Origin of the sequence: Pseudomonas fluorescens group sp. (assembly GCF_020093335.1) — a bacterium.
Taxonomy (GTDB): domain Bacteria; phylum Pseudomonadota; class Gammaproteobacteria; order Pseudomonadales; family Pseudomonadaceae; genus Aquipseudomonas; species Aquipseudomonas petroselini.
On record NZ_JAIOKW010000064.1, the window covers coordinates 1 to 18,805 of the forward strand.

Here is an 18,805-nt window from a genome sequence, read left to right on the forward strand (position 1 = left end):
GAGGGAGCTTGCTCCCGTTGGCGGCCTGACAGCTGGCCTGGATGTTGGATCAGACTGGGTACATATCCGTTATTTGGGTAACGGCTGGTATGGGTTCCGCCCTTACGGCGGGTCACTTTGGAAAAGAGCCCCAAAGTAACCAAAAGGCTCTTGCCCCAACACTCGGCACCTCGCCTAGGCTCGGTGTGCCCTCACTCCGGCTTGAATCCGTGGGCCGCCGCCACGCGCCATCCATGGCGCGGGGCGGCTAACCCGGCGTCCTGCCGGGTTACCCACGGATTCAAGCCTGCGTTCGGCCAGCGTGTTTGACGGGGCGCCTAAGATCAAGATCAAAAGCCAGAGCACAGCGGCCTGACAGCCGGCTTGAGTGGTGTAGAGCAAAGGCAAACGCGGCGGCCTTAAAGCCGACCGGAGTTGCGTCTGTCGATCGCGGTCCAAATGTGGGAGGGGGCTTGCTCCCGATGGCGGTGGCTCAGTTACAGATGTTTTAGCTGACACACTGCTATCGGGAGCAAGCCCCCTCCCACATTGGGTTCTACCGTGTTCTGGTGATTGGGGCTTGCAAGTGCTCGGTGGGGAACGCTTTTGCATACACCTGGCACACCCTCAGCACCTGTTCATCGGCAAATCGCGCGCCCACTACATGCAGGCCCACCGGCAAGCCATTCGCCGCCAATCCACACGGCACCGATGCCGCGGGCTGTTGGGTCAGGTTGAAGGGGTAGGTGAACGGCGTCCACTGTGTCCATTCCTGCAAGCCGGAACCCGGTGGCACGTCATGCCCGGCCTCGAACGCGGTGATCGGCATCATCGGTGACACCAGTACATCGTAGTGCTCATGGAACGCGGCCATGCGTGCCACCAGTGCGGCGCGGGCTTCGAGGGCTGAGTTGAAGTCATTCAGGCTCAGCCGCTCGCCGCGTTGGGCGATGCGCAGCAGGCCAGGGTCCAGCAGTTGTTTTTGCGCTTCGCTCATGGGCCCGGTCAGGCGGGCCGCGCCGGCTGCCCATAAGGTGCTGAACACCTCCAGGGGGTCGCTGAAGCCCGGGTCGATTTGCTCGACATGCGCGCCCAGCTGCTCCAGGCCTCGAACCGCTTGGGCGACCACCTTGGCCACCTGCGGGTCGACATCCACGTAACCGAAGTTGGGACTGTAGGCCACGCGCAACCCTTTCAAATCCGCTGCGCCCGACAACCACGGTGTGGTCCGTGGCGCACCGATCAAGCCATCCCGCGTGTCCGGCTGGGCGATGGTTTGCAGCATCAACACGCTGTCTTCCACCGTGCGGGTCATCGGCCCCAGGTGCGAGAGGAGGGTCATGGCGCTGGCCGGCCATTGCGGCACATAACCGAAGGTCGGCTTGATCCCGAAGGTGCCGGTAAACGCACAGGGAATCCGGATCGAACCGCCCGCATCGCTGCCCTGGTGCAACACGCCGAGGTTCAAGGCGGCCGCTGCCCCTGCGCCGCCGGAGGATCCGCCCGCCGTGGTGCATGTGTCCCAGGGGTTGCGGGTGATGCCGTACAGCGGGTTGTCGGTAACGCCTTTCCAGCCGAATTCCGGTGTGGTGGTCTTGCCCAGCAGCACCGCGCCGGCCTTGCGCATAAAGGCGGTGAAGGGCGCGTCGATGTCCCATGGGCCCTCGGCCGATGTGGTGTGCGAGCCCTTGCGGGTGGGCATGCCGACGGTCAGCGTCAGGTCTTTGATCGACGCCGGCACACCGTCCAGCGCGCCGCAGGGTTGGCCGTTGAGCCAGCGTTGCTCCGAGGCGCGCGCGGCCTTCAGCGCGCCTTCCGGGTCCACGTGGCAGTAGGCGTTCACCACCGGGTTATAGCGTTCGATACGCAGCAAGGCGTCTTCGGTGACGTCCACCGGCGACAAGGTCTTGTTGCGAAAATGCTGCAGCAGTTGCACTGCCGTCAGTTGCCCGATCTCGCTCATGCGATTTCCCCCTGGGCGGCATTGACCATGGCCCGCAGCAATACCGCGCAGCCCGCCGCCAGGTCGTCCGGCGCGGCGTTTTCGATTTCGTTATGGCTGATGCCGCCTTCGCACGGCACGAAGATCATCCCGGCGGGGCCCAGTTCGGCGACGAAAATCGCGTCGTGCCCGGCACCGCTGACGATGTCCATATGGCTCAAGCCCAAGGCCTCGGCGCCTTCACGCACGGCGTTGACGCAGGCCGGGGCGAAGTCCAGGGGTGGGAAGTCGGCGGTGGGGGTCAATTCAAACGTCAACCCGTGCCGGGTGGCAGTGGCTTCGATCACGCCGCGCACTTCATCGACCATGGCTTGCAGCGTGTCCGCATGCAGGTGACGCAGGTCGAGGGTCATGTGCACCTGACCGGGAATCACGTTACGTGAGCCGGGGTGCAGGCTCAGGCAACCGACCGTGCCACACGCGTGGGGTTGTTGTTGATGGGCGATGCGGTTGACCGCGCTGACCACCTCGGCGGCGCCGACCAGGGCGTCCTTGCGCAGGTGCATCGGCGTCGGGCCGGCGTGGGCTTCGACGCCGGTGAAGGTCAGATCGAACCACTTCTGGCCCAGGCAACCCATCACCACGCCAATCGTCGTGGCCTGGTCTTCCAGAACGGGGCCCTGTTCGATATGCGCTTCGAAATACGCACCCACCGGGTGGCCGAGGGCTGCGCGGGAGCCGGCATACCCGATGCGTTGCAGTTCGGCGCCCACCGACAGGCCCTGGTCATCGACTTTGTCGAGGGTGTCCTGCAAGTCGAACTTACCGGCAAACACCCCGGAGCCCATCATGCAGGGCGGAAAACGCGAGCCCTCTTCGTTGGTCCACACCACCACTTCAATCGGCGCTTCGGTCTCGATGTTCAGGTCATTCAGGGTGCGGATCACTTCCAGACCGGCCATCACTCCGTAGCAACCGTCGAACTTACCGCCGGTGGGCTGGGTGTCGATATGGCTGCCGGTCATCACCGGAAGCAGGGCGGGGTTGCGCCCGGCACGGCGCGCAAAGATATTGCCGATGGCGTCGACACTGACGCTGCAGCCGGCGGCCTCGCACCATTGCACAAACAGGTCGCGGGCCTGGCGGTCGAGGTCGGTCAGCGCCAGGCGACACACGCCGCCCTTGGCGGTGGCGCCGAGTCGGGCCAGGTCCATCAGCGATTGCCACAGGCGGTCGCGGTTGATCAGCGGGGCGTTGCTCTTGAGCGGTTGCGCGAAACTATTCATCTGCAATCTCCGGTCAGGCACTCAGGGCCAGATAGCGGTTTTTGATGGTCGGGTCGGCGCGGAAAGCTTCGGCGCTGCCTTCGTACACCACGCGGCCTTGTTCAAGCACGTAGTGGCGGTCGGCGAGCTTGTCGCAGACCATCAGGTTCTGTTCCACCAGCAGCACGGGCAGGCCGTCGTCCTTGACCTTGCGCAGGATCTTCACCAGTTCGTCGACGATCACCGGGGCCAAGCCTTCAGTGGGTTCATCGAGGATCAGCAGCTTGGGGTCGTTGAGCAGGGCGCGGGCGATGGCGAGCATCTGTTGCTCGCCGCCGGACAGCGCGTGGCCGGCGTTTTTGCGCCGCTCCTTGAGGCGCGGGAACATCGTGTAGACGTCTTCAAGCTGCCAGCGGCTGGTTTTGCGCGCGGCGATGCGCAGGTTTTCCTCGACGGTGAGCAGGCGGAAAATGCCGCGATTCTCCGGCACCAATGCCAGGCCCTGGCGGGCGATTTCGAAGATCTTCTGGCCCACCAGCGCCTGGCCGTTGAAGTGGATCTGGCCCTGGCGCGGGCAGATGATGCCGAGGATGCTGCGCAGGGTGGTGGTCTTGCCGGCGCCGTTACGGCCGAGCAGCGTGACCAGTTCGCCGGGGTTGACGGTCAGCGACACGCCTTCCAGCACGTGGCTCTTGTCGTAGTAGGAGTGGATATTCTCGACGATCAGCATCAGGCAGCCTCCCCAAGGTATGCAGTGCGCACACGTTCATCGGCGCGCACGAATTCCGGCGTGCCTTCCACCAGGATCTGCCCGTGGCTCATCACCGTGATGCGTTGGCTGATGGACATGACAATGCTCATGTTGTGTTCGATCAGCAGCACCGTGTGGTCGCGGCCGAGGTCGCTGATCAGTTGGGTCATGATCGGGATGTCGTCGATGCCCATGCCCGAGGTGGGCTCGTCGAGCATCAACAGTTTCGGTTTGGAGCAGATCGACATGCCCACCTCCAGCACCCGTTGCTGGCCGTGGGACAACTCGCCGGCCAGGGTGTCGGCGCGGGCGCTGAGTTGCAGGCGCTCCAGCACTTGGTCGGCCATCTCCAGGTGTTCGCGCTTGCTGTCCACGCGGCGCCAGAAATTCAGTGCGCGGGCACCGTCACGGCCTTGGGCGGCGAGGCGCAGGTTCTCGCGCACGCTGAGGTTCTGGAACAGGCTGGTGAGTTGGAACGAGCGCGCCATGCCCAGGCCGACACGGCCGTGGGCCGGCTTGCGCATCAGGTTCTTGCCGTCGAAATGAATCGCCCCAGCGGTGGCCTGGCGCTCGCCGGTGAGGCAGTGGAACAGGCTGGTCTTGCCGGCGCCGTTGGGGCCGATGATGGTGTGGATGGTGCCGGCCTCGACTTTGAGGTTGACGCCATTCACCGCGTGGAACGCGCCATAGGCCAGTTCCAGGTCTTTGGTTTCCAGCAGGATGCTCATAGCCCTTCCTCCTTGGCGACGACGGCGGGTTTGCGGCTGCCGCGCACCTTCTCGAACAGCGACGCCAGGCCGCCCCACAAACCACCGCGCATGAAGATCACCACCAGGATCAGGATCACTCCCAGCAGCATCAGCCAGCGTGGCCACAGGTCGGAGAGGAAATCGCCGAGCAACACGATGGAACCAGCGCCCAGCAGCGAGCCGAACAGCGAGCCGGTGCCGCCGACGATGGTCATGATCAGGATGTTCTCGGACATCGCCAGGTCGATATTCGACAGCGGCACAAAGTGCAGCAGCATCGCGTACAACGCCCCAGCGATGCCGGTGACGGCGCCGGACAATACAAACACCAGGATCTTGAAGTGGCGTGTGTCGTAGCCGATGGCCGAAGCGCGGGTTTCGTTTTCGCGGATCGCCATCAAGGTACTGCCGAACGGCGAGGCGATGACCCGGCGGGCGCCGATGAAAATCAGCAGGAACAACACCGCGACAAAACCGTAGAAGGCGCGGGCGTCGGCCAGGGACAGCAGCACCGTGTCACCCAGGCGAATCTCCGGGCGCGGCACGCTGAGCAGGCCGTTGTCGCCGCCGGTCCAGTCGCTGAGGGTGTAGGCGACGAAGTAGGCCATCTGGCTGAACGCCAGGGTCAACATCACGAAGTAGATGCCGGTGCGGCGGATCGCCAGGGCGCCGACCAGCAAGGCCAGGAAGCCACCCGCGATGGCGGCGCCGAGCAACGCGGTGAACAGGCCCAGTTGCAGGTGGATCATCAGCAACGCCGCGCAGTAAGCGCCGGCCCCGAAGAAGATGCCTTGGCCGAACGACAGCAGCCCGGTGTAGCCCAGCAACAGGTTGCAGGCCAGGGCCGCCATGGCAAAGATCAAGATCTCGGTGGCCAGGGTCGCCGAGGGCAGTGTCAACGGCAGGCCGATCAGTACCGCCAGCACCCACAGCAACATCGCGCGCGATTGCGTCTTGGCAAACGGCAGGGGATTTTTCTCGCTCATGTCAGGCTCTCCCAAACAGGCCGTAAGGACGTACCAGAATCACCACGGCCATGGCGCCGTAGATCATCAGGCTCGCACCCTGGGGCCAGAGTGTGGTCATCAGGCTTTGCACCACGCCCACCAGCAAACCGCCGACCAGCGCACCGCTGAACGAGCCCATGCCGCCGATTACCACCACCACGAAGGCCACGCCGAGAATCTCCGGGCCGACAAACGGCTGGGCGCCGCGCAACGGTGCAAACAGCACGCCCGCGACGCCGGCCAGGGCCACGCCGAGGGCGAAGGTCATGGAGAACAGGCGGAAAATATTGGTGCCCAGCAGCGACACGGTCTCGGTGCTTTCACTGCCGGCCCGCACCAGGGCGCCGAAGCGCGTGCGTTCCAGCAGCAACCACAGGCCCAGGCCGACCAGTCCGGAGAACACGATGAGGAACAGGCGGTAGTAGGGGTAGACGAAGTCACCCACCACCAGCACGCCGCGCAGCAGTTCCGGCACGGCCACGCTCTTGCCCACCGGGCCCCAGATCATCACGCTGGCTTCCTGGATGATCAGCGCGATGCCGAGGGTCACCAGGATCTGGAACATGTGCGGCAAGTGATAGATCCGCTGGATCAATAATCGCTCGATGACCCAGGCCAACGCAGCCACCACCAGTGGCGCGATCAGCAGCGCCAGCCAGAAGTTGCCGGTGAGGCTCACGGCGGTGTAGCAGATGTAGGCGCCGAGCAAAAAGAACGCGCCGTGGGCGAAGTTGACGAAGTTGAGCAGGCCGAAAATGATCGTCAGCCCGACCGCGATCAGAAAGTAGATCATCCCCAGCCCAAGGCCGTTGAGGATCTGGAACAGGTAAAGATTAAGCATGCAGGAACCCTCTGCAGGACGCCGCTCGCGCGGCCCTGCGCTACCTATTTCAGGGGATCAGCCGAGTGTGCAGCCCGTGGCTTCCACTGGCGGGAACGACTGGCCGGCGCTGAGCACCTTGGCCAGGTCATCCTTGTCGGCCATCTCGCTGCTGGCTTTGCCGATCAGCAGGTAGTAATCCTTGATCACCTGGTGGTCGCCGGCGCGGATCGATTCCTTGCCGGTGGGACCTTCGAAACTCAGGCCCTGCATGGCCTTGGCCACGGTCGGCCCGTCGAAGCTGCCGGTGGCAATGATGGTGTCGAGCATGACCTTGGTGCTGATGTAATCGGCGGCCAGCGGGTAGGTCGGGTTGATGCCGTATTTGGCCTGGGTGAGCTTGACCAGCTCACGGTTGAGCGGGGTGTCGACCTGGTGCCAGTACTGCGCGCCGAGGTACACGCCCGCGAGAATGTCGCTGCCCAGTTCCTGGAACTGGTCGAGGCCGGCGGACCACACCAGCAGCACCTTCATGCGCTCCTTGATGCCGAAGTTGACCGCCTGGCGCAGGGTGTTGGACGACTGGCTGCCGAAGTTGAGCAGCACCAGCACGTCGGGCTTGGCGGCGATGGCGTTGGTCAGGTAGCCGGAGAATTCCTGTTCCTGCAACGAGTGGTAGCTGTTGCCGATGTGTTCCAGGCCGTTTTCCTTGAGCACGGTTTTCGCACCTTCCAACAGCGCTTCGCCGAACACGTATTGCGGGGTGATGGTGTACCAGCGCTTGGCGTCCGGCAGCAACTTGATCAGCGGCACCAGGGTTTCGCGTATCGCGCCGTAGGTGGGCACCGACCAGCGGAAGGTCGCGGGGTTGCAGTCCTTGCCGGTGACTTCATCGGCGCCCACCGGGGTCATGAACACGCCACCGACCTTGTCCACTTCCTTGGCCACCGCCAATGCTGACGAAGACAAGGTGCAGCCCTGGAAGAACCGCGCGCCGTCCTGCTGGATAGCCTCCTGCACCTTGCGCACGGCCTTGCCGGCGTTGCCTTCGGTGTCGATGACCTTGTAGTTCAGCGGGCGGCCGAGCAGTTCGGGGTGTTGCTCCACCGCCAGGCGCGAACCCATGTCGGCAAACTTGCCATAGCTGGCAAAGGCGCCGGACATGGACTTGAGGCCGTAAAAGGTAAAGGGCTCGGCGGCGAATGCCGACCGTATGCTCAGCGGTAGGCTGAGGGCGGCGGCTGCGGTGAGGCTGGCTTTCAACAACGTACGACGCTGCATGGGGGTGACTCCCTGGTTTAGTTATTGGCAGGAGTGGCAATGGCGATACGGTGGAGCAAGGGCCTGTGGGCAGGCCTGTTATTGGATGAAACGGTGTGGGGTTGAAATGCAGTCCAAATGTGGGAGGTGGCTTGCCTCCGATAGCGGTGTGTCAGTCGACATTAATGTTGAATATGCTGGCGTCATCGGGGGCAAGCCCCCTCCCACATGGGGTCTGTGGCGTTTTTTAAGAGTGATCGAACTCCAGCAGAAAGTGCGGGCTGACCTGGCCTTCAAGGGCGGTCATGTGGTGCTCGGCATCGCACATGTGTTCGTGCATCAGGCTGCGCACGGCGCTTTCATCCCCGGCCCGAAAGGCGATCAGCAACTGCTTGTGATAGTCCAGGTTGGCGGCATCGAACTGCTTGCGCTTGGGCTTGTAGGCTTTTTTCAGCACCACCAGGTCGCGCAACAGGTCGTTGAGGAACTGCGCCATGAAACTCAGCAGCGGGTTGGGGCAGGCCTTGGCCAGCAGGTTATGAAACTCCAGTTCCGCCAGGCGTTGCTCGCGTTGGCCGGCTTCGCTGTCTTCCGGCGCGCTGCAAAAATCCACATTGTCTTGCAGGGCCTGGTAGTCGTCTTCGCTGAGGCGTCCGAGCACCGACACCGCCAGTTCCACTTCGATGACTTTGCGCAGTTGGTACACCTGCTCGCCGTCCAGATGCTGGAAGTGCAGGTAGTTGCGCAAGGCGCGGCTGGCCGGCTCGGTGCCGGCCTGGTTCAGGTAGGCACCGCCGCTGGGGCCCGTGCGCGTGCTCACCAGGCCTTCTACTTCCAGCGCCTTGAGCGCTTCGCGGGCCGAGCCCTTGGAGCATTGGAAGCTTTCCATCAGCTCGCGTTCGGTGGGCAAGCGGTCGCCGGGCTTCAAGGCGTCGGTGACGATGGAGCGCTTGACCGACTCGACAATCACGTCGGACAGCTTCTGGCGTTTGCGTCGTAGCGGGCGGCTTAGCATGGGTTCGATTTATCGTATTAATGCGGATAAATAGCACTTAATAACGATCGAGGCGCAGCGTCAACGCCGGGTGTCGTTTTCGAGGGCAACAGGTCGCAAACGGCTCGCTACTGCGCGTTGACGGAATCCAGGCAGCGAGTGGACTGCGGTGGTTGCTTGCCGTAGACCAGGAAGTCACCGACCCAGCGGTTGATACACCCGCTGGCGTCCTGCTTGGCGGGGTCTTTAAGGCGCAGTTGTTCGACCTGGGGCGCGGCCGTCTCGGGCTGTTGCGCATTGACCAACACCATACGCGCCACCCGCTCGGGGAACAGCGCAGCGTAACGGTTGCCCAGGCGGGCTGCATCGGCGTTGCCCAGGTAGAGCAGTTGGGCATCGCCGAGTTGGGTGCGCACGTACTCCAGGTCTTGAGCGGCCTGTTCGACGCCGTTTTCATTGCTGAGGTCGCGGGGGCTGAGTTCGATGACGTCGTAACGGTTGATCAGCGTGCGATAGGCCGGGTTGGCGTAGGTCCCCCAGAGACTGGTGAGGTGAATGACGAAGGTGCCGCCCTGATTGCTGCGGGGCGCATCGCCGGCCAGCGCAAACAGCACGCCTTCACGGTTCAGCGGATCGCGTGCGCCGACGCGGGTGAGGTAAAGGCGCAGGTTGCCTTGCCGGGGGGACGCGTGGTTGCGCGGTACGGTCACGATGCCGCATTGGGTGCGTTGCATCACCTCGGGGTCCAGGCGTTCAACGGTGGGGAGCGGGCAATCCAGCAGCCAGTCGATGGCGGTGGGAGGGATCAGCGGTTGAGCGTGGGCCAGGCCCGCTATCAGCCACAGGCAGGCGCACGTCAGGTGTTTTGCAGCAGTCATCGAGAGATCCCGGGCAACCGTGTGATAACGGCTTTTTTACCAAGGACCTTGGGTCGAGGAATGTAGGGTGAAAAGACGGAATGTGTACGAATTCGGAGTTTTGTTTATCGGATCTCCGTCTGCCAGCCGCCGCCCAGTGCTTTGTATAGCGCGATGCTGGCCTGCAGGCGCGCCAGCCGCAGTTGCACGTTCTGGTCCTGGGCCGCGTACAGGGTGCGCTGGGTTTCCAGGACCGTGAGCAAATCCTCGGCGCCTGCCTGGTAGCGGCTTTCAGCGATCTGGAACGCGCTCTGCGCCTGTTGCAGTTCTTCACTTTGCCATTGGCGCTGCTGGTCGAGGCGGGTGATGCTGCTGAGGGCTTTTTCCACGTCGGCAAAGCCGTTGATGATCGCGCCGCGATAGGTGTGCAGCAGTTCATCCTGGCGGGCGCGGGCCTTGTCGCGTTCAGCGCTTAAACGGCCGTTGTTGAAGATCGGGCCGACCAGGCCGGCGGTCAGCGTGTAGTAGGGGCTGCGCAGGATATCCATGGCCTTGTAGGCATCCGAGCCCAGGGTTGCGCCGAGGGTGACGGCGGGCAGCATGGCGGCGCGGGCCACGGTGACGTCGGCTTGCGCCGCGGCCAATTGCGCCTCGGCCTTGGCGATATCGGGCCGGCGGCTGAGCAATTGGCTGGGCATGCCGGCACCGATGGTTGGCCAGGTCAGCGCCTGGAAGGGCTCGGCCCGCAGATTCAGGGCCTGCACCGGCTGGCCGAGCAGGGCGGCCAGGGTGATGCGGGATTCTTCGGCCAGTTGCTGGATCAGGGGCAACTGGCGTTGTTGGCTGGCCACCAGGCTTTTTTGCTGGGCCAGTTCGAGGGCGGTGGCGGAGCCGGCATCGTAGCGGGTCTGCACCAGGTCGAGCACGTTGCGGGCGTTGGCCAGGTTAAGCGCGGCGATTTGCTCGCGCTGGTGGGCGGCGAGGGTCTGGGCGTAGCGGTCGGCCACGCTGCTGAGCAGGGTCAGTTCCACGGTAGCCTGGTCAAACTCGCTGGCGCGCAGGCTGTGCAGGGCGCTGTCACGGGCGGCGGCGCGGCCACCCCAGAAGTCCACTTCGTAACTGGCCGTGAGGTTGGCGCCGAAGTTGTCGACGGCGTCATCGCTTTGTGACACGTCCAGGTCCGGCCCGCCCTGGCCACGCAGCAATTTCTGATGGCTGGTGGCGAGGTTGAACTTCACCTCCGGCAACAACGGTGCCCCGGCGATCACTGCACTGGCCTGGGCCTGGCGCACGCGGGCCGTGGCGGCGGCCACGTCGAAACTGTCACGGCGGGCTTGCTCGACCAGACGGTTCAACTGCGCACTGCCGAACTGTGTCCACCAGTGCTGGTTGGTGGCCTGCGCCGCGTCACGCTCGGCATATTGCCAGCTGGCGGGCGCAGCGATGCCGCTGTCGAGGGCGGGAGGGTGGCCGGCGCAGGCGCTGAGTAACACGCACAGGCCGGGCATGCACAGGGATCGTTTATTCACTGGTCAACGCCTTAACCGGATCGAGCCGGGCAGCTTTACGGGCCGGCATGAAGCCGAATACGACACCGGTGACCAGCGCGCAACCAAATGCGCCCATTACGGCCACCAGGGAAAACTGCACCGCCACCTTGGCCAGCACCAGCACGCCACCCACCAGCAACGCCAGGGCAATGCCGCACAGGCCGCCGACCACCGAGAGCATCACCGCTTCGGTGAGGAACTGGCGCAGGATGTCGCGCTGGCGTGCGCCGGTGGCCATGCGGATGCCGATTTCGCGGGTCCGCTCGCGCACGGTCATCAGCATGATATTCATCACGCCAATGCCGCCCACCAGCAGGGAAATCGCGGCAATCGAACCGAGCATCAGCGACAGGGTGTTCTGCGTGCGCGCCTCGGCCTGGATCATGGCGGCGTTGTTGGTCAGCTCGTAATCGCGCTTGCCGTTGTGCAGCGTTTGCATCAACTGGTCGATCGCCAACTCGGCCTCGCGCACCTTGCGCGCATCGGCCGCGGCGATCACCACGTACTCGGGGTTGTAGCTGCCGAACAGGCGCACGCTGGCGGCGGTGTAAGGGATGGCGATACGGTCGTCACTGTCCTTGTTACCGGAGCTGGCGCCTTTTTCCGCGAGCACGCCGATGACCTGGAACGGCACGTTCTCAATCAGGATGTACTGGCCGATGGGGTCGACCTCGCCCTTGAACAGCTTTTCACGCACGCGATGACCGATCACCGCCACGGTGGCAGCGGCACGCTCGTCGGCGGCCGTGAAGTAATTGCCCTCGACCACCGGCCAATTGAAAATCGCCGGGAAGTTGGTGTCGTTGCCGCCCACATAGGCCATGTAGTCGACGTTGCCGAAACGCACCCCGGCTTCGCTGCCGTTGACCGGCATGATGCGTTGCACCTGAGGTAAGGCCGCCAGTGCGTGGACATCGTTGAGGGTCACGATCCCCAGCGGCGTACGCGGGTTGGGCGACGACCCGCTGAGGTAGATAATGTTGGAGCCGAACGCGCCCATCTGCGCCATGACCTGGCGCTTGCTGCCTTCACCCACCGCCAGCATCACCACCACCGACGCCACGCCGATGATGATGCCCAACAGGGTCAGCGCGGTGCGGAAACGGTTGATCCACATCACCCGCCAGGCGGCCTGTACCGCGTCCACCAGTTCGGCTTTCCACGCGCCATTGTGTTCGGCGCCGTCGGCCAGGCGTTGGCGCAGGTCCACGGCTTGCAGGGCGCCCGTTGAGGCGCCTGGGGCCGCGTCGCTGTCCTGGGCCGAGTCACTGATGATCAAGCCATCGCGAATCTCGATGATGCGGTTGGCCCGCGCCGCGACTTCGCGGTCGTGGGTGATCAGGATCACCACGTGGCCCTGGCTGGCCAATTCGTCGAGCAGGGTCATGACCTCGGCGCCGCTGTGGCTGTCGAGGGCGCCGGTGGGTTCGTCGGCGAGGATGATGTGCCCGCCGTTCATCAACGCACGGGCGATGGACACCCGTTGTTGCTGGCCACCGGAGAGCTGGTGCGGGCGGTTGCCGGTGCGGTCGGCCAGGCCCAGGCGGGTGAGCAGGGCGCTGGCGCGGGCATGGCGCTCGGCGGCGCTGATACCGGCGTAGATCGCCGGCATCTCGACGTTTTCCTGGGCTGAACCCGAGGGAATCAAGTGGTAGCCCTGGAACACAAAACCAAAGGCTTCGCGGCGCAGCCAGGCGAGTTCGTCGCTGTCCAGGTGCGCGACGTTCTCGCCGGCGAACAGGTAGTCGCCGACGCTGGGACGGTCGAGGCAGCCGAGGATATTCATCAACGTGGACTTGCCGGAGCCGGAGGCGCCGACGATGGCGACGAATTCCCCGGCATGGATCGACAGGTCGATGCCGCGCAACACGTCGACCTGCGGGCTGTCGCCGCCGCCGTAGGATTTGCGGATGTTCTTGAGTTCGATCAGGGGCGTGGTCACCTCAACCCCCGTTGCCGTCGGCCGGACCGATCAGCAGGCGGTCGCCTTCGTTCAGGCCGTCGAGCACCTGTACGCGCAGGCGGTCGCTGATGCCCAGCCGCACGTGGCGCTCCTCGATACGACCGTTGTCGGTCACGACCCGGGCGATCTGCCTGTCGGCACTGGACGTGCCTTGCAGTGCGGCGACCGGTGCGGTGAGGGCATCCTTGACTTGGCCGGCGACGAAAAACACCTGGGTGGTCATTTCGGCCATCAACGCGTTGTCGCTGTTGTCCACGTCCAGCAGCACGGTGTACAGCACCACGCGGCCGCTGCCGCTTTTACTCGAGCTGTTGGGGCTGCCGCTGCCCTGGGTCTCATTCAATGGCTTGGGCGGGATCGGCAGGATTTGCCGCACCGTGCTGCTCCAGCGCCGGTTGCCGCCGCTGAGGGTGGTGAAATACGCGGTCATGCCAGGTTTGACGTGGCCGATATCGGCTTCCGAGACTTCCGCCCATACGGTCATCGGCGACAATTTGGCGATGCGCAGGATCAGCGGCGTCTGCTGCTGGGCGTTGAGGGTCTGGCCGACCCGCGCGTCCACCGCCACCACGGTGCCGGTCATCGGCGCGTAGATGCGCGTGTAGCCCAACTCGGCCTCATCGCTGCGCAGGCTGGCCTGGGCTTGCAGGATCTGCGCCTGGAACATGTCGACCCGGGCCTGGGTGGCGCTCAATTCAGCCTTGGCGGTTTGCACATCTTCTTCACGGGTGGCGTTGCCGGCGGCCAGGCGTTGCTGGCGCTGGTACTTCTGGCGTGCCAGTTCATGCTGGGCCTTTTGCTCCTGCAACTGGGCCTTGAGGTTTTCGATGGCGTAGCGGCTGGCGTCGAGCTTGGCTTTTTGCGTGGACGGGTCGATCTCCACCAGCAATTGGCCTTCCTGGACGTGGTCGCCGGCCTCGACGTGGATCTTGCGGATCTGCCCCGATGCCTGGGCGCCCACGTCCACGTAGCGGCGGGGTTGTAGGGTGCCCAGGGCGGTCACGCTGTTTTCGATATTGCCGCGGGTGACGGCGACGGTGGTGAGGGCGTCACGCCCGGGCGGCAGCACCTGCCAGGCCGCGACGGCGATGATGGGGATCAGGCACGCGATAGCGAGCAAGGCGCGTCGGGCAGGTCGAGGGCGTTTCATGCTTGGGTTTCCAGCCAGGAAAGTTCGGACCGCAGTTGCGGGGAGCTGACAAGTAAACGAGAGAAAGGCGCGGGGATTTAGGCGGTTACACAAGCAGTTACATCAGCCCTCGAAGAAAAAAAACCTCCGTTGATGCAAGTCTGCTTTAAAAGTAGATGAGAATTACTATAAATTGCACATATCCAAACTGCCATTACGTAAACGCCGTCTTTTTTTGTACTCAGGGACCTAATGCCGCCACCCGGCGGTCGGGAGTCATGTTGGAAAACTACTATCGCGAGCTGGTGTGTTTCCTCAACGCCAAGCTGGGCAACCGTCAGGTGGCCGAGGATGTGGTGCATGACGCTTATGTCCGGGTGCTGGAACGTTCCAGCGACACGCCGATCGAACAACCCCGCGCCTTTTTGTACCGCACCGCGCTCAATCTGGTGATCGATGGCCACCGGCGCAACGCCTTGCGCCAGGTTGAGCCCTTGGATGTGCTGGACAACGAAGAGCGTTTCGCCGCCTGTTCACCTCACACCACCCATGACCACAGCCAGCGCCTGGAACTGCTCGAGCGCGCCCTGGCCGAGCTGCCCCCTGCCTGTCGCGACAGCTTCCTGCTGCGCAAACTCGAGGGTTTGACCCATGTGCAAATTGCCGAACGCCTGTGCATTTCCCGCGCGCTGGTGGAAAAACACATCGTCAATGCCATGAAGCATTGCCGGGTGCGGATGCGCGAGTGGGAAGCCCACTGATCAATGATCAGTTAAATTTTATTTCATTGTCCTCGTTTCCTATCAACACATGACCTGTTGTGCAGGTCTTGAAGGTATTCCCGCCCCACCGCCAAGGGGCTTATCCAGAGGACACTGGAATGACACAGGCAATTGCTTCGCCCGCGGTTCACGACCTGATCGGTATCGGATTCGGCCCTTCGAACCTGGCGCTGGCCATCGCCCTGCAGGAGCGCGAAAAGGCCCAGGGCAAACTGGACGTGCTCTTTCTCGACAAACAGGCCGACTACCGCTGGCACGGCAATACCCTGGTGACCCAGAGCGAATTGCAGATTTCGTTCCTCAAGGACCTGGTGACCCTGCGCAACCCCACCAGCCCGTATTCCTTCGTTAATTACCTGAAAGCCCACGACCGCTTGGTGGACTTTATCAACCTCGGCACCTTTTACCCCTGCCGCATGGAGTACAACGACTACCTGCGCTGGGTCGCCGGGCAGTTCCAGGCCCAGGCGCGCTATGGCGAGGAAGTGCTGGCCATCGAGCCGATCCTGCATCAGCAGCAGGTCGAAGCCCTGCGCGTGATCTCCCGCGATGCCCTCGGCGAGCAGCATGTTCGCACCACCCGTTCGGTGGTGGTCAGCGCCGGCGGCACGCCGCGGATTCCCGAAGCGTTCAAGGCGCTCAAGGGTGACAGCCGGGTGTTCCACCACTCCCAGTACCTGGAGCGCATGGCCTCGCAGCCGTGTGTCGAGGGCAAGGCCATGCGCATCGCCATTATCGGCGGCGGCCAGAGTGCGGCCGAAGCCTTTATCGACCTGAACGACAGCTTCCCGTCGGTGCAGGTCGACATGATCCTGCGCGGCTCGGCACTCAAGCCCGCCGATGACAGCCCGTTCGTCAATGAAGTGTTTTCGCCGGCCTTTACCGACTTGGTGTTCCAGCAGGAGGGCGCCGAACGTGAACGCCTGGTGGCCGAGTACCAGAACACCAACTATTCGGTGGTCGACCTGGACCTGATCGAGCGCATCTACGGCATCTTCTACCGCCAGAAAGTCTCCGGCATCGCCCGCCAGGCGTTCCGCACCATGACCGTGGTCGAGAAGGCCACGCCAGGCCCGCTGGGCATTGAACTGGTGCTGCGCAACAACGCCAACGGGGAAACCAGCGTCAACCATTACGACGCGGTGATCCTGGCCACCGGCTACGAGCGCCAGACACACCGCGCCCTGTTGGCGCCGCTGGAAGGCTACCTGGGCGACTTTGACGTGGCGCGCGACTACCGCATCGTCACCGACGAGCGTTGCAACGCCGGCATCTACATCCAGGGTTTCAGCCAGGCCAGCCATGGGTTGAGCGACACCTTGCTGTCGGTGCTGCCGATTCGGGCGGATGAGATTGCGGCGTCGTTGTATGCGCTGGACCGTGGGCGCGGCAAGGGGCGGTCGGTGCAGGACTTGCTACTCGCTACCGCCAGCTGATCGTTGTGGCGAGGGAGCTCCCTCGCCACAAACACACGGTCCTACAGACGGCACTGGCGTGATGGTTGAGCTACTGGTACTGTACAAAAAACCAGTATCGGTAGCCCTCCATGCAGTTGATCGAAAAACTCAGCATCCTCGCCGACGCCGCCAAGTACGACGCGTCCTGCGCCAGCAGTGGCGCGCCCAAGCGCAGCTCCGAGGGCAAGGCGGGGCTGGGTTCCACCGATGGCATGGGCATCTGTCACAGCTACACCCCCGACGGGCGTTGTGTGTCGTTGCTCAAGGTGTTGCTCACCAATTTCTGTCTCTATGACTGCCAGTACTGCGTCAACCGCCGCTCCAGCGACGTGCCCCGCGCGCGTTTCAGCCCGGAGGAGGTGGTCACCCTGACCCTGGATTTCTACCGGCGCAATTGCGTCAGCGGGCTGTTTCTCAGCTCCGGCATCATCCGTTCGTCCGACTACACCATGGAGCAATTGGTGCGCGTGGCCAAACTGCTGCGCGAAGAACACGATTTTCGCGGCTATATCCACCTCAAGACCATCCCCGATGCAGATCCGGCGCTCATCGCCGAAGCGGGGCGGTATGCCGATCGGTTGAGCGTGAACATCGAACTGCCCACCGAGGCCAGCCTGCACACCCTGGCGCCGGAAAAACAGATCGTTTCGATCAAGCAGGCCATGCAGACCATCTACACCGGCGAGCAGACCGTGCTCAACGAACCGCGCGCCCCGCGCTTTGCCCCGGCCGGGCAGAGCACGCAGATGATCGTGGGGGCCGACGACACCGACGACAGCACCATTCTTCACGGGGCCGAGGCGTTGTACGGCAACTTCAAATTGCGCCGTGTGTATTACTCGGCCTTCAGTCCCATCCCCAACAGCCCGAAAAGCGTGCCCCTGGCCGCGCCGCCGCTGATGCGTGAACACCGTTTGTACCAGGCTGACTTCCTGCTGCGCAGCTACGGTTTCAGTGCGAACGAATTATTCGAAGGCCCCGGCCACCTGGCCCTGGACATCGACCCCAAGCTGGCCTGGGCCCTGGATAACCGCGACGTGTTCCCCCTGGACCTGAACCGCGCCGAACCGACCTTGATTGCGCGCATTCCGGGCATTGGTTTGCGTACCACCCAGCGCCTGGTGGACCTGCGTCGTGAACGCAAGATCCGCTTCGAAGACCTGGCGCGCATGCGCTGCGTGCTGGCGAAAGCCAAGCCGTTTTTCATCACCAGTGACTACCACCCGCAACAGGCCGACAGCACCAGCGTGTTGCTGCGCGAGCAATTGCGCGACCGCCCGCAACCGCAGCAAATGGGGCTGTGGGGATGATCAGCCTGGAATGCGACAACCTGTTCAGCACCTGGCGCGAACAGGCGCGCTGGCTGCTCAGCCATCAGGTCGACCCCAGCCAGGTGAGCTGGGGGGAGGCGGAGGTGGCGGACCTGTTTGCCACTGACCAGTCGATTCCCGAGGCACTGGGGCCTTTCCAGACGCGGGTGCCCAAGGCCCTGCTGGCGCTGCTGGAGTCGGCCGCCTGTTACCACGGCGACCAGCGCTGGAGCTTGTTGTATGAAGTGTTGTGGCGAGTCAGCCACGGCGACCGCACCGCAATGCTGGCCGGGGACAAGCTGGGCAGCGAGTTGCAGCGGCGGATCAAGCAGGTCAGTCGCGAGGCGCATCACCTGCATGCATTTGTGCGGTTTATCGCGTTGCCGGCCGGGGCTGGGCCGGAATTGCCCGAGTACGTGGCCTGGCACGAACCGGCCCATGACATCCTGAAATCAGCCAGCCAGCACTTTATCGGGCGCATGGGGCGTCATCGCTGGATGATCGCCACGCCGTTGGATGGGGTTTACTACGATGGCGAACAGTTGATCCATCAGCGTGAGTGCCCCGAAGCGTGGCGGCAGCTGGCGCAGAATGTCGAGGATCCCCACAGTGCGATGTGGCTGACCTACTACAGCCATATCTTCAACCCGGCGCGGTTGAACCCCAAGGTCATGGAAGGGCATTTGCCGAGCCGGTTCTGGAAGAATCTGCCGGAGGGCAAGTTGATACCGGGGTTGATCAGTGAAGCGCGGACGGGGAAGCAGAAGGATGGGCAGGCCAGGCTGATCGGGGCCAGGCCCGGCAAGAAAATCTTAATCGGGCAAGGTTAAAAATGCAGGAGGGGCTCGTGTGGGAGGGGGCTTGCCCGCTTGTGTCTTGAACCAGACTTAAACTGAAGGTGAGAGCGGTGAGTGACAAGCTGAATGCCCGAAGTGCTTAAAGCACGTGTGGGAGCCCATGCTGTCACTCACCTCTCCACTCTGGTCATTG

The 18,805-nt window shown here is 63.6% G+C and carries 16 protein-coding genes; 4 read left to right on the forward strand and 12 right to left on the reverse strand.

Annotation, left to right across the window (positions count from 1 at the left end):
* Positions 1-535: 535 nt before the first annotated feature.
* From K7431_RS29945 to K7431_RS30000, 12 genes are all read right to left on the reverse strand, one after another.
* Positions 536-1,942 (reverse strand): amidase, encoded by a 1,407-nt coding sequence (locus K7431_RS29945; protein WP_015884781.1) that lies wholly within the window; start codon positions 1,940-1,942, stop codon positions 536-538.
* On the reverse strand, positions 1,939-3,207 hold the full coding sequence (locus tag K7431_RS29950) for a Zn-dependent hydrolase (RefSeq protein WP_015884780.1): 1,269 nt from the start codon (positions 3,205-3,207) through the stop codon (positions 1,939-1,941). Before K7431_RS29950 ends, K7431_RS29945 begins: the two co-directional genes overlap by 4 nt.
* Before the next feature lie 13 nt (positions 3,208-3,220).
* Positions 3,221-3,916 (reverse strand): ABC transporter ATP-binding protein, encoded by a 696-nt coding sequence (locus K7431_RS29955; protein WP_015884779.1) that lies wholly within the window; start codon positions 3,914-3,916, stop codon positions 3,221-3,223.
* Positions 3,916-4,665, reverse strand: a complete 750-nt coding sequence (locus K7431_RS29960) for an ABC transporter ATP-binding protein (RefSeq protein WP_015884778.1) — start codon at positions 4,663-4,665, stop codon at positions 3,916-3,918. The genes K7431_RS29955 and K7431_RS29960 overlap by 1 nt, the downstream gene beginning before the upstream one ends.
* Positions 4,662-5,672, reverse strand: coding sequence for a branched-chain amino acid ABC transporter permease (locus tag K7431_RS29965; RefSeq protein ID WP_015884777.1), 1,011 nt, complete (start codon positions 5,670-5,672; stop codon positions 4,662-4,664). Before K7431_RS29965 ends, K7431_RS29960 begins: the two co-directional genes overlap by 4 nt.
* Before the next feature lies 1 nt (position 5,673).
* Positions 5,674-6,534 carry a branched-chain amino acid ABC transporter permease gene (locus K7431_RS29970; RefSeq protein WP_015884776.1) on the reverse strand — a complete coding sequence of 287 codons (861 nt, stop codon included), beginning with the start codon at positions 6,532-6,534 and terminating at the stop codon, positions 5,674-5,676.
* Positions 6,535-6,591: 57 nt separating this feature from the next.
* A complete protein-coding gene (locus K7431_RS29975) occupies positions 6,592-7,794 on the reverse strand; it encodes an ABC transporter substrate-binding protein (protein ID WP_015884775.1) in 1,203 nt (400 codons plus the stop codon).
* A gap of 226 nt (positions 7,795-8,020) precedes the next feature.
* Positions 8,021-8,788 carry a FadR/GntR family transcriptional regulator gene (locus tag K7431_RS29980; protein WP_015884774.1) on the reverse strand — a complete coding sequence of 256 codons (768 nt, stop codon included), beginning with the start codon at positions 8,786-8,788 and terminating at the stop codon, positions 8,021-8,023.
* 107 nt (positions 8,789-8,895) lie between these two features.
* Positions 8,896-9,645, reverse strand: coding sequence for an alpha/beta fold hydrolase (locus K7431_RS29985; protein WP_015884773.1), 750 nt, complete (start codon positions 9,643-9,645; stop codon positions 8,896-8,898).
* A 104-nt stretch (positions 9,646-9,749) separates the two neighbouring features.
* Positions 9,750-11,153 (reverse strand): efflux transporter outer membrane subunit, encoded by a 1,404-nt coding sequence (locus K7431_RS29990; RefSeq protein WP_015884772.1) that lies wholly within the window; start codon positions 11,151-11,153, stop codon positions 9,750-9,752.
* Positions 11,146-13,116: a MacB family efflux pump subunit gene (locus K7431_RS29995; protein ID WP_015884771.1), complete on the reverse strand. Its 1,971-nt coding sequence runs from the start codon at positions 13,114-13,116 to the stop codon at positions 11,146-11,148. The genes K7431_RS29990 and K7431_RS29995 overlap by 8 nt, the downstream gene beginning before the upstream one ends.
* Before the next feature lies 1 nt (position 13,117).
* Positions 13,118-14,287 carry an efflux RND transporter periplasmic adaptor subunit gene (locus tag K7431_RS30000; RefSeq protein ID WP_015884770.1) on the reverse strand — a complete coding sequence of 390 codons (1,170 nt, stop codon included), beginning with the start codon at positions 14,285-14,287 and terminating at the stop codon, positions 13,118-13,120.
* Positions 14,288-14,544: 257 nt separating this feature from the next.
* Between K7431_RS30000 and K7431_RS30005 the strand changes: the two genes are divergently transcribed.
* The 4 genes from K7431_RS30005 to K7431_RS30020 all read left to right on the forward strand — a co-directional run bounded on the left by K7431_RS30005 (position 14,545) and on the right by K7431_RS30020 (position 18,645).
* Positions 14,545-15,027 carry a sigma-70 family RNA polymerase sigma factor gene (locus K7431_RS30005; protein WP_015884769.1) on the forward strand — a complete coding sequence of 161 codons (483 nt, stop codon included), beginning with the start codon at positions 14,545-14,547 and terminating at the stop codon, positions 15,025-15,027.
* A gap of 119 nt (positions 15,028-15,146) precedes the next feature.
* Positions 15,147-16,484: a lysine N(6)-hydroxylase/L-ornithine N(5)-oxygenase family protein gene (locus K7431_RS30010; protein WP_015884768.1), complete on the forward strand. Its 1,338-nt coding sequence runs from the start codon at positions 15,147-15,149 to the stop codon at positions 16,482-16,484.
* Positions 16,485-16,594: 110 nt separating this feature from the next.
* Positions 16,595-17,815 (forward strand): putative DNA modification/repair radical SAM protein, encoded by a 1,221-nt coding sequence (locus K7431_RS30015; protein WP_015884767.1) that lies wholly within the window; start codon positions 16,595-16,597, stop codon positions 17,813-17,815.
* Positions 17,812-18,645 carry a TIGR03915 family putative DNA repair protein gene (locus tag K7431_RS30020; protein ID WP_043205581.1) on the forward strand — a complete coding sequence of 278 codons (834 nt, stop codon included), beginning with the start codon at positions 17,812-17,814 and terminating at the stop codon, positions 18,643-18,645. The genes K7431_RS30015 and K7431_RS30020 overlap by 4 nt, the downstream gene beginning before the upstream one ends.
* The last annotated feature ends 160 nt before the right edge of the window (positions 18,646-18,805 follow it).

Excerpts from the sequence above, each read along its gene's own strand:
- K7431_RS29980 (WP_015884774.1), bottom strand. The coding sequence starts at position 8,788 with ATGCTAAGCCGCCCGCTACGACGCAAACGCCAGAAGCTGTCCGACGTG.
- K7431_RS29945 (WP_015884781.1), bottom strand. The coding sequence starts at position 1,942 with ATGAGCGAGATCGGGCAACTGACGGCAGTGCAACTGCTGCAGCATTTT.
- K7431_RS29950 (WP_015884780.1), bottom strand. The coding sequence starts at position 3,207 with ATGAATAGTTTCGCGCAACCGCTCAAGAGCAACGCCCCGCTGATCAAC.
- K7431_RS29960 (WP_015884778.1), bottom strand. The coding sequence starts at position 4,665 with ATGAGCATCCTGCTGGAAACCAAAGACCTGGAACTGGCCTATGGCGCG.
- K7431_RS30000 (WP_015884770.1), bottom strand. The coding sequence starts at position 14,287 with ATGAAACGCCCTCGACCTGCCCGACGCGCCTTGCTCGCTATCGCGTGC.
- K7431_RS29955 (WP_015884779.1), bottom strand. The coding sequence starts at position 3,916 with ATGCTGATCGTCGAGAATATCCACTCCTACTACGACAAGAGCCACGTG.
- K7431_RS29975 (WP_015884775.1), bottom strand. The coding sequence starts at position 7,794 with ATGCAGCGTCGTACGTTGTTGAAAGCCAGCCTCACCGCAGCCGCCGCC.
- K7431_RS29985 (WP_015884773.1), bottom strand. The coding sequence starts at position 9,645 with ATGACTGCTGCAAAACACCTGACGTGCGCCTGCCTGTGGCTGATAGCG.
- K7431_RS30005 (WP_015884769.1), top strand. The coding sequence starts at position 14,545 with ATGTTGGAAAACTACTATCGCGAGCTGGTGTGTTTCCTCAACGCCAAG.
- K7431_RS29970 (WP_015884776.1), bottom strand. The coding sequence starts at position 6,534 with ATGCTTAATCTTTACCTGTTCCAGATCCTCAACGGCCTTGGGCTGGGG.
- K7431_RS30020 (WP_043205581.1), top strand. The coding sequence starts at position 17,812 with ATGATCAGCCTGGAATGCGACAACCTGTTCAGCACCTGGCGCGAACAG.
- K7431_RS30010 (WP_015884768.1), top strand. The coding sequence starts at position 15,147 with ATGACACAGGCAATTGCTTCGCCCGCGGTTCACGACCTGATCGGTATC.
- K7431_RS29965 (WP_015884777.1), bottom strand. The coding sequence starts at position 5,672 with ATGAGCGAGAAAAATCCCCTGCCGTTTGCCAAGACGCAATCGCGCGCG.
- K7431_RS30015 (WP_015884767.1), top strand. The coding sequence starts at position 16,595 with ATGCAGTTGATCGAAAAACTCAGCATCCTCGCCGACGCCGCCAAGTAC.